General features: G+C 48.9%; 17 protein-coding genes and 1 tRNA gene. 11 read left to right on the top strand and 7 right to left on the bottom strand.

The genetic code is table 11. The annotated features are described in order from the left end of the window. On the top strand, positions 1-337 hold a 337-nt coding region (locus IQ219_RS07965; protein WP_194072280.1), incomplete at its 5' end, for a DNA adenine methylase. Between the two features lie 10 nt (positions 338-347). Continuing rightward, complete coding sequence (locus IQ219_RS07960; protein ID WP_194072279.1) at positions 348-905, top strand: hypothetical protein; 558 nt, start codon at positions 348-350, stop codon at positions 903-905. 49 nt (positions 906-954) lie between these two features. On the opposite strand, the gene IQ219_RS07955 is transcribed toward IQ219_RS07960, so the two are convergent. From IQ219_RS07955 to IQ219_RS07945, 3 genes are all read right to left on the bottom strand, one after another. Then, a complete protein-coding gene (locus tag IQ219_RS07955) occupies positions 955-1,701 on the bottom strand; it encodes an SDR family NAD(P)-dependent oxidoreductase (RefSeq protein WP_194072278.1) in 747 nt (248 codons plus the stop codon). Positions 1,702-1,832: 131 nt separating this feature from the next. After that, a complete protein-coding gene (locus tag IQ219_RS07950; protein WP_194072277.1) occupies positions 1,833-2,117 on the bottom strand; it encodes a DUF427 domain-containing protein in 285 nt (94 codons plus the stop codon). A 49-nt stretch (positions 2,118-2,166) separates the two neighbouring features. Then, a complete protein-coding gene (locus IQ219_RS07945; protein ID WP_194072276.1) occupies positions 2,167-2,799 on the bottom strand; it encodes a response regulator transcription factor in 633 nt (210 codons plus the stop codon). Between the two features lie 248 nt (positions 2,800-3,047). On the opposite strand from IQ219_RS07945, the gene IQ219_RS07940 reads away from it, so the two are divergent. Then, positions 3,048-5,264, top strand: a complete 2,217-nt coding sequence (locus tag IQ219_RS07940; RefSeq protein ID WP_228016802.1) for an MASE1 domain-containing protein — start codon at positions 3,048-3,050, stop codon at positions 5,262-5,264. Between the two features lie 328 nt (positions 5,265-5,592). Here IQ219_RS07940 and IQ219_RS07935 read toward each other — a convergent pair whose 3' ends face one another. Next, the gene (locus IQ219_RS07935; RefSeq protein WP_190599339.1) at positions 5,593-6,585 is read right to left on the bottom strand and encodes a 30S ribosomal protein S1; all 993 of its coding nucleotides are present in this window, start codon (positions 6,583-6,585) and stop codon (positions 5,593-5,595) included. 405 nt (positions 6,586-6,990) lie between these two features. Between IQ219_RS07935 and IQ219_RS07930 the strand changes: the two genes are divergently transcribed. The 7 genes from IQ219_RS07930 (at position 6,991) to IQ219_RS07900 (ending at position 11,986) form a co-directional block, all read left to right on the top strand. Beyond that, positions 6,991-7,902, top strand: a complete 912-nt coding sequence (locus tag IQ219_RS07930) for a M48 family metallopeptidase (RefSeq protein WP_368667590.1) — start codon at positions 6,991-6,993, stop codon at positions 7,900-7,902. Then, positions 7,881-7,962 (top strand) — tRNA-Leu (locus IQ219_RS07925). The genes IQ219_RS07930 and IQ219_RS07925 overlap by 22 nt, the downstream gene beginning before the upstream one ends. Before the next feature lie 274 nt (positions 7,963-8,236). Beyond that, positions 8,237-8,425, top strand: coding sequence for a photosystem II reaction center protein PsbZ (psbZ, locus tag IQ219_RS07920; RefSeq protein WP_014407093.1), 189 nt, complete (start codon positions 8,237-8,239; stop codon positions 8,423-8,425). Positions 8,426-8,547: 122 nt separating this feature from the next. After that, a complete protein-coding gene (ribH, locus tag IQ219_RS07915) occupies positions 8,548-9,045 on the top strand; it encodes a 6,7-dimethyl-8-ribityllumazine synthase (protein WP_194072273.1) in 498 nt (165 codons plus the stop codon). A gap of 108 nt (positions 9,046-9,153) precedes the next feature. Then, entirely contained in the window at positions 9,154-10,059 is a 906-nt protein-coding gene (gene queG / locus IQ219_RS07910; RefSeq protein WP_368667591.1) for a tRNA epoxyqueuosine(34) reductase QueG, read from the top strand. Between the two features lie 35 nt (positions 10,060-10,094). After that, positions 10,095-10,760, top strand: a complete 666-nt coding sequence (locus IQ219_RS07905) for an HAD-IA family hydrolase (RefSeq protein WP_190599336.1) — start codon at positions 10,095-10,097, stop codon at positions 10,758-10,760. Between the two features lie 29 nt (positions 10,761-10,789). Next, positions 10,790-11,986, top strand: a complete 1,197-nt coding sequence (locus tag IQ219_RS07900) for a pentapeptide repeat-containing protein (protein ID WP_194018624.1) — start codon at positions 10,790-10,792, stop codon at positions 11,984-11,986. A 107-nt stretch (positions 11,987-12,093) separates the two neighbouring features. On the opposite strand, the gene IQ219_RS20060 is transcribed toward IQ219_RS07900, so the two are convergent. From IQ219_RS20060 to IQ219_RS07890, 3 genes are all read right to left on the bottom strand, one after another. Next, on the bottom strand, positions 12,094-12,480 hold the full coding sequence (locus IQ219_RS20060; RefSeq protein ID WP_228016801.1) for a cytochrome b: 387 nt from the start codon (positions 12,478-12,480) through the stop codon (positions 12,094-12,096). A 30-nt stretch (positions 12,481-12,510) separates the two neighbouring features. After that, the gene (locus tag IQ219_RS20055; protein ID WP_228016800.1) at positions 12,511-12,687 is read right to left on the bottom strand and encodes a hypothetical protein; all 177 of its coding nucleotides are present in this window, start codon (positions 12,685-12,687) and stop codon (positions 12,511-12,513) included. A gap of 356 nt (positions 12,688-13,043) precedes the next feature. Beyond that, on the bottom strand, positions 13,044-13,967 hold the full coding sequence (locus tag IQ219_RS07890; protein WP_194072272.1) for a carbohydrate kinase: 924 nt from the start codon (positions 13,965-13,967) through the stop codon (positions 13,044-13,046). Positions 13,968-14,177: 210 nt separating this feature from the next. Here IQ219_RS07890 and IQ219_RS07885 point away from each other — a divergent pair. Continuing rightward, a partial coding sequence (locus IQ219_RS07885) for a DUF2079 domain-containing protein (protein ID WP_194072271.1) occupies positions 14,178-14,405 on the top strand: 228 nt, incomplete at its 3' end.

The raw sequence follows: 14,405 nt of genomic DNA, 5'->3' as shown, positions 1-14,405 counted from the left end.
CACAGCTAGCAACGATTTTATTAATTCTGCAACCTTTGTTTATTTTGATCCTCCCTACCGCCCCTTAAATAAAACCTCTAGCTTTAACTCCTATACTCAGGGAGATTTTAACGATCAGGAACAATCAAGATTGGCGAATTATTTTCGTGTACTTGATGACAAGAAGGCCAAGCTAATGTTGAGCAATTCTGATCCTAAAAATGTAGATGAGAATGATAATTTTTTTGAGGAATTATACCAAAATTTTCGTCTTGAAAGAGTCAGTGCCGCCCGCATGATTAATAGTAAAGCCTCTAAAAGGGGAAAAATCAATGAGTTATTAATTATGAATTATTAGGGAGATTTTCATGAAGGAAGGCGGGATTGGAGGAGCTAGTACTGCTACAGGCTTAAGCTTTGAGAAAAAAGTAGACTTTTGCTCTCTTATTGAAAAAATACCAGGATATTCCATCAAAAATGCAACAGACTCTAGGGGGAAGACCAAACCTTGGTCGGCAATTTACTTTGAAGATAAACTAGTGGCAAATTCGTTTAAAAAGAATAATTTTTACAAATATTTATTATACGAACATGATATTCATTGGGAAAATTTTCTCTCTGCTAAACTTCTACCTGATGATGCTTTATTGGTTATTATTCGAGAAACGTTGTTTATAATTGAGGTTAAATTTCAACAGGTACAAGGCTCAGTCGATGAAAAGTTACAAACCTGCGATTTCAAGAGGAAGCAATATCTAAAGTTAGTCAGTCCAATAGGACTTAAAGTTGAATATGTTTATGTGCTTAACGACTGGTTTAAACAAGAAAGATATAAAGATGTGTTGGACTACATACACAGTGTAAACTGCCATTATAAATTTCATGAACTGCCATTAGCATGGCTGGGTTTACCCAAAGCAATTTAGTACAAATTAAATGATTTAGTTAATGGATTTTTTGGAAAAAATTACTGGACTAAAACTTCAAATATTCCGCCCCATCCAAACGGATGGTGGTGCCACTGAGGAAATCCTGTTGCAGTAAATATAACGCCGCATCGGTGACTACTTTGGGATTGCCAGTCATTTTTAAAGGGATACGTCGCTCGGCATAATCCCGCATAAACTCTTCCGGGTCCGGGGCTTCCGGAGCTTCTAAAATTTGCCCTAGGGCGAGGCCATTAACAGTAATATTGGGGGCTAATTCCAGGGCTAAAATTTCCGTCATATCCCATAAGCCCCGTTTGGTTAAACGATAAACAAAATGATCTGGCCTGGGTCGGGGAATACGGGCATCATTAATGTTAATAATTTTCCCCTGGCGATCGCCGGATATCTGCTGGGCAAAGGCCTGGGACAACTGAAAGGGGGCCCGGAGGTTAACCGCAAAAATCCATTCCCAGAGGTCGAGATCCACCTGAAAGAATTTATCTTCCAGAGGAAAAACTGAAGCACTGTTGATCAGAATATCCACCTGACCAAACACTTCCTGAGCTTTGGGAATAACCGTTTGGGTCGCCTGGGCATCGCTCAAGTCAGCAGAATAGGCAAAAGCTTTTCTGCCCAATGCCTCCACCTCTTGCTGAACTTCTAGGGCCCCTGCTTGGGAATTACCGTAGTGAATAAAGACGTTACAGCCTGCTTCGGCCAGGGCCATAACTAAGGCCCGACCAACCCTTATGCCTCCCCCGGTGACCAGGGCTGTTTTTCCAGTTAATTCCATCGTAGTTAGTTAAATTCCTGAGCCTTGGGCGATTACAAACTGAGTCGGGTGAGCACATAAAAGAACAAGTTCGCCATTGTGCATGGCTATGCAGTGAAAATCACGGCTAATAACTGCAAAACAATTTAGGCTTAGGCTTCAACCTTCACACCCCGCCAAAAGGCAATGTAGCCTTTAATGTTTTCCGCTCTCGGTTTGGGATCGGGGTAATACCAAGCCGCATCGGGGTTTGTTTGGCCGTCCACCACTACGGTGTAGTAACTGGCGGTGCCTTTCCAACCGCAAACGGTGTTGGTGTTGCTGGGCTGGAAATATTGGGAATTAATGCTGTCGGGGGGAAAGTAGTAGTTGCCTTCCACCACTTCACATTGATCACTGTCAGCGAGGACGACCCCATTCCAGATTGCTTTGGCCATGGTTCAGGACGGGTAAAGTAAACGCCTTGGATTATAGCCCTTTCTGCAATCAAACCAAACCGGAACGCAGAGCAATGACGGCGGCCTGCACTCGATCATCGACAGACAACTTATTCATGATGCCTCGTACATGAGTTTTAATTGTATTGGTGCTTAGATATAAAGTTTGGGCAATTTCTTGGTTACTTTTTCCTTCCACAATCAATTTCAACACGTCAATTTCCCGTTCCGAGAGGCTGGACACGTCGGCTTGGCCTTCCGGCACCGGCGGTTTGAGGTTTTCCACTACTATCCGGGCAATTTGGGGGTCTAGGTAGGTGGCTCCATCCTGGGCGGCGGCGATCGCCAAAATTAAGCGCTCCAAGGTGGCCCCCTTCACGCAATAGGCATCGGCCCCACTGGATAAAGCAGCGATAATCTCGTTGGGCAGAGTGTGGGAAGTTAACACCACAATATGGATTTGGGGGGAAGTTCGCTTAATTTGTTTGGTGGCTTCAATACCATCTAGCCCCGGTAAACCAATGTCCATCACAATCAAGTCTGGGTTGAGGGCCGCCGCCTGTTGCACCGCGCCATAGCCATTATCTACCCGACCAATAATTTCAAAGCGCTCATGGGCCCCCAAGGCTTGCTCCAAACCTAATTGCATCAATGGATCATCTTCAACGATCAAAATTTTCATAGGCAGGCAAGGCTCGATTTTCACCCTATGGGGGGAAGTAAAATCCATTCCAGTTTAGGCAAAGTTTAGATAGTAATTTTCAGTGCTTAGCAATTCTTTGTACTTTATCGGTGATTACTATCACGGTAAGGGCGCCGATGCAGAAAGCGGATTTGCCCACTATCTCATTATCCCCATGGGGGGGAAAGAATATTGACCATATTAAATAAAACAGTGTGCCCCGTCGCCCATTGTCAGATTTTTCGTTGATGCTGATCTACTTACCCAAGTCCCTACGCCGGAGGCTGGTCAACACTTTGCCGTCTTTGGCATTGGCGATCGCCCTGGGCCTGTGCACGGCATTAGCCTACGGAATGTTAGGCCGGGGGCAACAATGGCTTAGTTTGGGCTTGGGGCAAGGCCTGGCCCTAGCGCTGTGGTGGCAGGGCACCAACATTATGGCCCTGGCCTTGGGGTTGATCATTGCCCCCATGATAGTACTAGGAGATCCCCCCCTGGCATTGGCCCTAGGGATGATTAGCACGGCAGTGGTGCTGCTGGCCGGTCGCGGGCTAAAGATGTTGGAGTTTTCCCCCCAGGGTCAACGGCTCCAGGATGGCATGGTCTTTTTGCTGGCAGGGGTGGGGCTGGGGGCCACTGTAACGGCGATCGCCGCGCTGTTGTTATCCCTCTGGCAGGGGGATAGTCGTACTTGGTGGACAGGGGCTTTGGCCTGGTTGGGCAGTGCCACCGGCATTTTGCTGGCCACTCCCCTGTTGTTCAAGCTTAGATATGGCCGCTGGACTTGGCCTTGGTCAACCCAGATTGATCGGCTGCGATGGTTGGAAGCCCTGGTCTGTACTGGCCTTTTGTTGATGTTAGCCTGGTTGATTTTTGCTGGGGATGACCTCATTCCCCTGGCGGATCGGGGCGCTATCTATACCCAGTGGTTGGAGTATTTACCTTTTCCCATTGTGGTTTGGGCCAGCATTCGTTTTCCGGTTTGGGGGGGAATCCTATCTACTTCAGGTTTGGCCCTGTTGGCGATCGCCGCTACGGTGCAGGGCAATGGATCCTTCAGCGTTCAAAGTGCTGATCAAAGCGGGGCAATGATTCTCCTGCAGATGTTCTTTTTGGTTTTGGGCACCACCAGTCTATTGCTATCGGTGGCAGTGAGGGAAAGGCGTCGCACCGAAGAACAATTGCGAGGTAGCTGGGAACGGGAACGATTATTGGCGGAGGTGGCCCTACGGGTGCGGCAGTCGTTGCATTTAGGTACCATTTTCCAAACCACGGTGACGGAAGTGCGCCATTTGTTGCAGACTGACCGGGTTTATATCGCTCTCTTGCAGGGGAATAATCCGTTGGCCGTGGTGGCCGAGTCCTCTAGTCCAGCTTATATTGCCCCCATCAATACCCAGGTGGCGGCTTCCCAAAAGCCAGAGGAAATGATCATTAAAACCATTCCCGCCGAGGCCATGGTGATCCATCATCCCGACCAATTGCCCAAGGGAGACCCACTGCGGCGTAGTTTTTTACGTTATCAGGTGAAAAGCTTGCTGGCCATTCCCCTCGCTACGGTGGACGGCAGGTTAGGCATGATTGTGGTACACCACTGTCAACAGCCCCGCCATTGGCAAAAGGCCGAGGTGCGCTTACTGGAACAATTGGCCACCCAAGTGGCGATCGCCATTCAGCAGGCCCAACTTTACCAACGGGTACAAACCTTGAATGCCAGTTTAGAACAGCAAGTGGGGGAACGCACTGCCCAGCTAGAGGACAAGATGGTGGAGCTTCAGGATCTCCAGCAAATGAAAGCTCTCTTTGTCCAGGCCATTTCCCATGATCTACGCACTTCGGTGATGGGTCTACTGATGGTGCTAAAAAATTTATCCACCACAGAGGGGGAAACCTTAACTCTGCCCCGCCATCTCCTCGATAGTCTGATCCGCAGTGGCGATCGCCAATTAACCCTCCTCAATGCCCTCTGTGAAGAACAAACTGCCGAATGTCGCCCCCTCCATCTTGCCCCCCAAACCCTACAACTCCAACCTTTTTTGCAACAAATTTGCCGACAATGGCGATCGGCCTGTGAGCAACATCAGGTAAATCTCAACCTAAAATGTGACGAGACACTACCCCCTCTCCAAGGAGACCCCCACTACATCAAGCAGGTATTCGACAACCTTTTGGGCAACGCCCTCAACCATAACCCCCCAGGTATTGTCCTCACCCTAGCGGCCCAACCGGAGGGCAATATGGTGCGTTTTACCCTCAGTGATAACGGTAAAGGCATGGCCAAAGACCAATGTGAGCATCTTTTCCGGCTCTATTTACGCAATCGCCATAACCAAAGATTGACTGGTATTGGCCTTGGTTGTTATCAGTCCCGCCAAATTGTGGAAGCCCACGGTGGCCATATTGGCGTTACCAGCAGTCCGGGGCAAGGGTCCCATTTTTGGTTTACCCTCCCCTTGGCAGTTTAGTGGGGTCACTTGAAACAAGAACAATGCAATGGGACTTGCCAAAAAGCTTATATCAAGGGCACTTTACTTATCGCTCCTCTATCAGAAAAGGGAAGATAGAAGAGCAATAAATGCAAGGTTAAGGACAATTTTCAAGGGCTTGATTTGTCCTGTATCATGTTCCGCCGTTAAGGACTGGGAAAGGACGTTAGGCTAATGGCGATGCCGAACGTCCTTAGGACTGGCGGAGGCTCAACAAAAAGCCCTGGGCCAAATAGCTCAGGGTTATTGATTGATGGGCAGGAAATCATTGAATTTCCACTGACTACTGAAATATCAGCTAAATTAATTACTCATCCACAGCGCTGACAGCCAGGGACTCATCTTCCTCATCGTTGGTGTCAGTGTCATCAACGGAGGCCGGGGGCTCATAGGGAATGCCTTGGGCTTCCGCCAAACGTTTCTGCCGGAAAATTTCGGCCATTTCGTCGGCTTTTTCGTTGACCAAATCCCGGTCTTTTAGCATGGCACCAGGTTCCGGCTCCAACTGCTTGGTGGAAAGGGAAATACGACCCCGTTCCGCATCCAGGTCAATGATCATCACCTTGATTTCATCATTGACATTAAAGACGCTGTGGGGGGTATCAATGTGGTCGTGGGAAATCTCAGAAATGTGCAACAGACCGCTGACACCACCGATGTCGATGAAAGCACCGTAGGGTTTGATGCCCCGAACGGAGCCCACCACTACTTGAGCCACTTCCAAACCGTTCATCTTCCGCTCTACTAGGGCCCGACGATGGCTGAGCACTAGACGATTACGTTCTTCGTCCACTTCTAAAAACTTCAGGGGTAGGTCTTCCCCTACTAGATCCTCTTTCGCTTCCCGGGCACTGATGTGGGAGCCGGGAATAAAGCCCCGCAGTCCTTCAATTCTGACTAAAGCACCACCACGATTTGTGGCGAAAACATTGGAGCGCACCGTGGCGTCTTCCGCTTGGAGTTGTCTGACCCTTTCCCAAGCCCGCATATACTCAATCCGGCGGATGGAAAGGGTGAGTTGACCGTCTTCGTTTTCATCGGTCAGAATGAAAAATTCCCGGGTTTCGTTGGGCTGGAGTACCTCTTCAGGGTCATCCACACGGTTGATCGACATTTCCTGAATGGGAATATAGGCGGCGGTTTTTGCCCCAATGTCAATCAGAGCCCCCCGGGACTCCATGCTAAATACTGTCCCAGCGACAATGTCCCCAGGACTGAAGTGATAATCGTACTTGTCAAGAAGGGCGGCAAAGTCCTCGAGAGTGAATCCAATAGTTGCTGTAGAAGTTTGACTGACCATGTAAGTTTTAAGTCCTAATCCCTTAGTCTCCGTTTAGTGAATATGCGTGCCTCCTGTTACTTACCGTACAAGCCAGGATACAGACTCTCAATTATACAGTACGAGTTGGACAAAGGGTGCAAGCCTTCCGCCAGTAAGAACAATTTTGCTCACCCCGTTTAGACCAGCTTGAAACCTTGGCGATCGCCTGGGGACTTTGGTCTTAGGGCCTGTTGGTAAAGTTTTATCTGCCTTCCAAATGGATCCGCTGAAGCTCTGGCAATACTAGGGGACTTTGATCCAGTTTTGCCTAAACTTGGGGCGGGATGGTCACTGTCAAATCCTGTCTTGGATGTTGCCTTGGACTCCTGGTTAATGGCTGCTGCCGCAATGCTCTCCCGTTCAGAAAACAATAGAATTTGAACAGTGAAGTTAGGCCAGATTTTAAAAATGTCAGAATTTATCAGCAACTCCATTCCCCTGGTGGGATTAAAGGCAGACCATTTTCGCCATCCTTTGGACCAAATGGCCACCACCAATTTGAAACAGATTCCCGGCCTAGACCTGATGGTGCGGGGATTGCTAGGTTCCGTGGCGGAACAGTTTTTTGCCCTCAATAATTTAGCCGCCAGTGTCCGGGTGGGGGAACAACAATTGCCCCATCTCCACCAACTGCTTTTGGATGCCTGTAAAATTCTCGACCTGGAAGCACCGGAACTCTACATCCAACAAAACCCCCAACCCAATGCCTACACTTTTGCCATGCGGGGTAAAAAGCCTTTTATGGTGATGCACACTTCCCTAGTGGATATGTTGACTCCGGCGGAAATCCAAGCGGTAATGGCCCATGAGTTGGGACACCTTAAATGTGAGCATGGGGTATATCTGACCCTGGCTAATATTATGGTGCTGGCGGCGGGGCTAATCCCCAACTGGGGGGCGGTGTTAACCCAATCCCTCCAGTCCCAAATGTTGGAGTGGGTGCGCTGTGCTGAATTTAGCTGTGACCGGGCGGCCCTGTTGGCGGTGCAAGATCCCAAAGTGGTGATGTCAGTATTGATGAAGTTGGCCGGCGGTTCCCCCCAATTAGCTCCCCTGTTAAATTTAGATGCTTTCATTGACCAAGCCAGGGAATACGATCGCCTGGGGGAAGATGAAATGGGGGCAATGCTGAGGAATTTACAAACCCAGAACCTGACCCATCCGGTGCCGGTACTCCGGGCCAGGGAAATTGATCACTGGAGTGATTCCCAAACCTATCAAAACTTGCTCAAGGGGCGCAAAAATGCGTATAATCTGAACACCGAAGAAAACAAGGGCGGCTGGCGGAATTGGTAGACGCACCACACTCAAAATGTGGCGACTTCGGTCGTGAGAGTTCGAGTCTCTCGCTGCCCATATTAATAGCTAAGGCATGGTCTGGTTTCCCCTGAATCGACTATCATCCCTGGGGATGAGTCTTATCTGACCTCAGTTTGTTGATCATAGAAAAACCTTGGACAAGGTCTCTGGGCGATCGCCCCTGGGTAATCTGGCTATGTGCTTCCCTCAGGGCACATATTTTGGTAGCTTACATAGGGAAAGATTCAACGATAATATTTGCCCATATCAGCGACTGTCGAGGGTTTCAGCCGGGGACAGTCTTGCTTAATTTATAAGGAGAAACTCTAAAATGTCCATTGTTTTTCAGATTGCGTTGGCGGCCCTGGTGCTTTTTTCTTTTGTGATGGTGGTGGGGGTGCCGGTGGCCTATGCTTCTCCCCAGAACTGGGACCGTTCTAAGCCTTTGCTGTATTTAGGTTCCGGCATTTGGGCCATTTTGGTAATTGTGGTGGCCCTGTTGAACTTCCTGGTCGTCTAGGGGCGGCGATCGCCCTATCCCGGTAATTTTTTCCCATGGCCTGGCTATTGATGAACCCAGGCTGTGGGGGATAGCCCCCGCAAAGTTTGATTCAGCGTTAACCCGATCTAGGGAACTACACCATGACAGTTTATGAAGGGTCGTTTACTCCTCCGGCCCAGCCATTTCGTTTTGCCCTTGTAATTGCCCGTTTCAATGATCTGGTGACGGAAAAATTACTTTCCGGTTGCCAAGATTGCCTCAAACGCCATGGCATTGATGTGGACCCTGCTGGTACCCAGGTGGATTATATTTGGGTGCCTGGTAGCTTTGAAGTACCGTTGGTGACCCGTAAGTTGGCAGTATCGGGGCAGTACGATGCGATTATTTGCCTAGGGGCGGTGATTCGGGGGCAGACTCCTCATTTTGATTTTGTGGCCGGGGAAGCGGCCAAGGGCATTGCGGCGATCGCCAGCCAGACTGGGGTGCCGGTGATTTTTGGTATTTTAACTACAGACACCATGCAACAAGCTCTAGAACGGGCAGGCATCAAGAGCAACCATGGTTGGGGCTATGCCATGAATGCGTTGGAAATGGCTAGTTTAATGCGGGCCATGGCTCCTTTGACGACAACTAAGTAATTAGATCAGTCAGTGTGTTAGCAGTTAATACAGCTAAGTTTTAGCTCCAAAACTTCATTAACTTCATTTTTTCCTTTGCCCTTGTCCCAATCTCCCCTAGAGGAACGCATTAAAGCCCAAGCATTGGCGATCGGTTTCCATCGGGTGGGCATTGCTGACGTTTTGGTAACGGAGAGCGATCAGGCGGTCCAAAGGCTACAAAGCTGGATTGCCCTGGGTTATAACGCCGATATGGCTTGGATGGATAACCCCAAACGCCAAAATGTGAGAGAGCTTTTACCGTCGGCCCAGTCGGTGATTGCGGTGGCCCTAAATTATTACACTCCCCATCGCCGCAGTGATCAGCCTGGGATTGGTAAAATTTCCCGCTATGCCTGGGGACGGGATTACCATCGGGTCTTAACTAAAAAACTCAAAGCCCTTAATTTGTGGCTGGAACAACAGGTGCCGGATTTACAGAGCCGTTATTACGTCGATACAGGCCCCATTCAAGACAAAGCCTGGGCCGAACGGGCCGGCCTTGGTTGGGTGGGCAAAAACGGCAATTTGATTAGTAGGGATTACGGCAGTTGGTTATTTTTAGGGGAAATTGTCACCAACATCCCCCTCAACGGCGATCGCCCCCACAGCCAACATTGCGGTACCTGCACCCGTTGCCTCGAAGCCTGTCCCACCCAGGCCATTGTGGCTCCCTTTGTGGTGGACAGCAATAAGTGCATTGCCTACCACACCATTGAAAATCGGGCAGCAACCCTACCAACGGCGATCGCCAACAATTTGCAAGGTTGGGTGGCGGGATGCGACATTTGCCAAGATGTGTGCCCCTGGAATGAGCGTTTTGCCCAACCCACAGACATGGCGGATTTTCATCCCTACGAAGGCAATCTCAACCCAGAGTTAGGGGCTTTGGCTAATATTACTGAGGCGGATTGGCAACAACAGTTCACCGCGTCGGCCCTGAGGCGCATAAAACCAGCTATGTTACGGCGGAACGCCCAGGCTAATCTACAATGAAGGACTGACCAAATAGTTGGCCCACCCTCCTCACCATGGCCATTAAAGCTGTATTGTTCGATTTTGACGGCACCATTGCCGATACCCACGATGCCTTTTTTGCCATTGTCAATCGTTTGGCGGACGAGTTTGGCTATCCAGCGGTGGACCAGGTGGAATTGGCTCGCCTCAAGCAATTAAGTTCGGCTGAAATTATTAAATATTCCCAAGTTTCCCCCTTTAAAATTCCCTTTATTCTGAAGCGGTTCAAAAAGGAACTGGGCAAGGAAATCAAAGACCTCAAGCCCTATGGGGACGTTAAAGAGGTGTTGGCCCTACTCAAGCAAAAGGGTTATGTGCTCGGCATTGTCACTTCTAATTTGGGGGATAATGTGCGGATATTTTTGCGCAACAACGACTTAGAGCACATGTTCGAGTTTGTTAAGGCGGGCACCACCTTATTTGGCAAAAACCGTATTATTAATCGGGTGTTGAAGGAGCATAATTTCAAGGCCGATGAAGTGATTTACGTGGGGGATGAAACAAGGGACATCAGCGCCGCCAAGAAAAGTCGGTTAACGATGATTTCCGTGGCTTGGGGATTCAGCCCGCCGGCCATTTTGCAGGAATACGAGCCGGATTTTTTGGTGCATCAGCCCAAGGAACTACTCACGGCGATCGCCGCTTTGGATAACCACCGCTGGTATCCATTAAAATCCTAGGAATTGCCCTTGTCCTGAATGTTTCGGCTATGCCCAATGAGTTGTTCGATTTGCCTCCAGCCCTAGGACCGGGGGAAAGTAGCACGCCCCGTCGTTCTTTGCCCCAATGGGTGTTTCAAGAGTCTGTTGATCCGGCCATGCCCTGGTTACTGGTGGTGACAGTGCTGGGCATTGCCCTGGGGTTAGTTTTCCGCTGGCCCTGGTTGGGGTTTACTTCAGCGGTGCTGGCCCTGATGTTTTCCCTCCAGGTCATTCTCCCCACCATCAAGTCATGGATACAGCACTACCTCACCGTTCAAGAGCGGCGTTCCCTCTTGGGGGGGCTCGGTTTTGTCTTGGCAAGCGGTGCTCTAGCCCACTATCTAGGCCTTTACAGTTCTGTGAAGTATTGGCTCAATCAATTCAAATACGACGAATTTGGTTCCTGGGCAGAATGGGTGGGGGCCCTGGGGCAAATTATGATCGCTGTACTGGCGGTATACGTTGCTTGGCAACAATATGTCATTTCCAAGGATTTGACTATTCAACAAAATCGCATCACCCAGCAACAAACCATTGATGCCTATTTTCAGGGTATTTCAGACTTAGCTTTGAGCGATCAGGGCATGTTAGAAGATTGGCCCCAGGAACGGGCCTTCGCTGAAGGAAGAACGGCGGCTATTCTGGCCAGTGTGGATTCCGGTGGTAAGGCAAAAATTCTCCGCTTTCTTTCCCAATCCCGCCTACTCACTCCCCTCAAGCGCGACTATTACCTCGGTCGCCCTATTTTTGATGGCATGGGGGGCTACCAAGAAGACCGTATCCACGGCCTAAGGGTAATTAACCTGGGAGTGATGCTGGTGGCGGCGGATTTGGTGGGGCAGGATCTGCGCTGGGTGGATCTGAGTGAGATTTACCTCATTCGGGCTAACCTCAGTCAAGTGGATTTGGTCAAGGCTAATCTATCCAGGGCGGTGCTCTACGAAGCCAACCTTAATGGGGCGGATCTGAAGGGAACTAGGCTATTTTATGGCACTGGGGATAAGGCTAGTCCCCGCAGTCGCAACCATATTCCCAATTACGAAACTGGTGAATATACGGGAGCAGTGGTGGAAAATGCCAACTTCAGTAACACCAAGAACATGAGCGAGGAGCAGAGGTGCTATTGCTGTGCTTGGGGGGGAACATTAACTAGAAAAACTATCCCCGGTGGTTGTGAGGGAATTGAAAATCTTCTTGGTCGTTGACAGTTCCCCCAGCTAAAGGCGTGGGCTTCCTGCTTGACTGGGTTTGTCTTGACACTCCCCACGGATAAATCTGGGGGTTTTCCCACGCCATGGATCTTGATAAAAAATTAGGTTTGCTGTTGAAATCTGTTGATAAAATTGACCCATCTTCGCCAATTAGCTCTGATTACTTTCCAGTAAGTTAACATGTGTATGAAAATAAAAAGCAAGAATGTGTAGGCTAACCAAAAATGGGCATTACGTCCGATTTCTACCATGGCTTCATTTTCGGGAAAAATATCGGGCAAGGTAATGGAGAAAAATCTCACATTATTTGCTTTAAAGGAATTGGACAACAGAAATCCGGAAATTGGCACTACTCCCATAAATAAATATAAGCTCAGGTGGAGGGTAAAGTTACGCCACCAAGCTGGGGATAATTTTGGAGTACGTTTGGTATATTTACGCCACCAGACCTGGAATAAGGTGAAAATTCGCCAGGTCAATAATGCCATGGTTAATATGCCGATGGATTTGTGAAAATCTTATAATTCACTGCGTAAAAATTGTCCCCTTTCTAGGTTAACCATGAAAATACCAGTACAAAAGACAATTAAATAGGCAAGTGCCATCCACCAATGGATTCGCATTAGGGACTTAAATGGGGAATTAAGCCTTGGTTTGCGTTTTTCTGTGGTTTGTTGCAATGGCGGTGTATTCATTGTCACTAGGGAAAATGCTAAAAATTTACGGTCAACAATCGTATTTTTTACCGTATTCTATACTTTTTTTGATGTTGATCGGTTAGCTGTTAGTGTTGGACTGCCAATGAATTAGTTTCTCCTACGAGTAGAGATTTGTTGTTGGAGCTTTCACTCTTGTACAGAGAATTTCACTTGTCTGTAAAAGGGTTATGGCCGACACATTATTAAACAAGGTTGCAGGAGCCGTACTTACCCAGACTAAATAGAATTAGCTCCTATTCACCAAATGTCAGTGGCAACTTGTTTAATCGAAGCTCCAATTTGCGTTTATACCAATACCAGTATAAAAGCGGCATTTTTTTACATTAATGACATTAACGGGCGATCGCCCCAGGATGGAGGGTAGTGAAAGCCCCCATGGCACTGGCATAGGTGACAGCCTGGCAACCGAGGTGAGCATCTGTGAATAATTTGTCCCCGTGGGTTAGGGCTTGGGCTAAAAATCCTGCCACAAAACTGTCTCCCGCCCCGGTGGTATCCCGCACATTGACCTTAAAAGCAGGAACCTCTCCGTAGTTTTTGCCGAGGGAATAGGCGCAACCCTTCTCTCCGGCGGTGACCAATACCCCCTGGAGGTGGGGAAATTTGTTGTGGATGGTAACCGGATCTTGATAGCCAAACAACCAGACCGCTTCCTCGTCGGTACATTTCAAAATTTGGGCGTGGGTAACCAGAGTGGGAATCAGTTCTTTGGCTTGCGCTTCATCGTCCCAAAAAACCGATCGCCAATTGACATCTAAAAAGATCTTGACCTGGTGTTTTTTTGCCAACGCCACTAACTGCTTCGTCGCAGTCCGACTGTGGGGATAGGCCAGGGCAATGGTGCCCATCACCAGATATTGGGCTGAGGTGAATAAAGATTCAGGAATGTCTTCCCACTGCACCGCTGTGTCGGCAAAATCCCCGCTGTGATATTCCCCAAACCCAGCAAAATGGCGATCGCCTTCCCATGTCCTGGTCACATAAACCAAACGGGTGGGTCGATGGGGATCAATTTGCACTCCATCAACGTTAACTTGGCATTGTTGTAGAACACTTTTTAACTCTTGTCCCGCCCTGTCTGCCCCCAAACGACCAATGAAAGCGGCGCTAATCCCCTGTTTAATCAAAGCACAGGCCACATTGGCAGGAGCACCACCGGCATAGTTAGTCCAGGATTTAATCTGCTCCAAGGGTATTCCCAACTGATCTGCTAAACAGTCAAAGAGCATTTCCCCAAAACATATAACCTCGGCCATGGATACTTAACCTGTTCCAAAATTCGTCGCTGATTACTTTCCATCCTAGCCTGAGCATCGCAAGGGGCTTCAAGAGTTGGGTTTGCCCAGTCTGCCATGGCACTTAATCCCCCCAGCCTTCCCCATTAAGGCAACAGAACGCCCTTGGTTTGCTAATGTTGGAAGAGTTTTGGCAAATTTTGCCCCATTTTTAGTCCCAGTTGAATCACCATGGAAGTAAGCCAGAGCAAGCCTGGAGGATTTTTGCCCCCCCGTTCTTTACTGATCGGGATGGCGATCGGTGCAGTTATTCTCTTCATCTGTGCCACGGTGCGCCATTGGCTATTCCAATCCACTGCCCTGGATTTGGGTTTTTTCGACCAGGCTATTTATCTCATCAGTCAGGGGGAATATCCCAGGGTTTCCTTTCGGGGTTTTCATATTTTGGGGGACCACGCC

The sequence above is a fragment of the Synechocystis sp. LEGE 06083 genome, from assembly GCF_015207725.1.
GTDB lineage: Bacteria > Cyanobacteriota > Cyanobacteriia > Cyanobacteriales > Microcystaceae > Synechocystis > Synechocystis salina.
The sequence above is the reverse complement of the archived record's forward strand: the minus strand, read 5'-3'. Positions and strand labels throughout refer to the sequence as shown.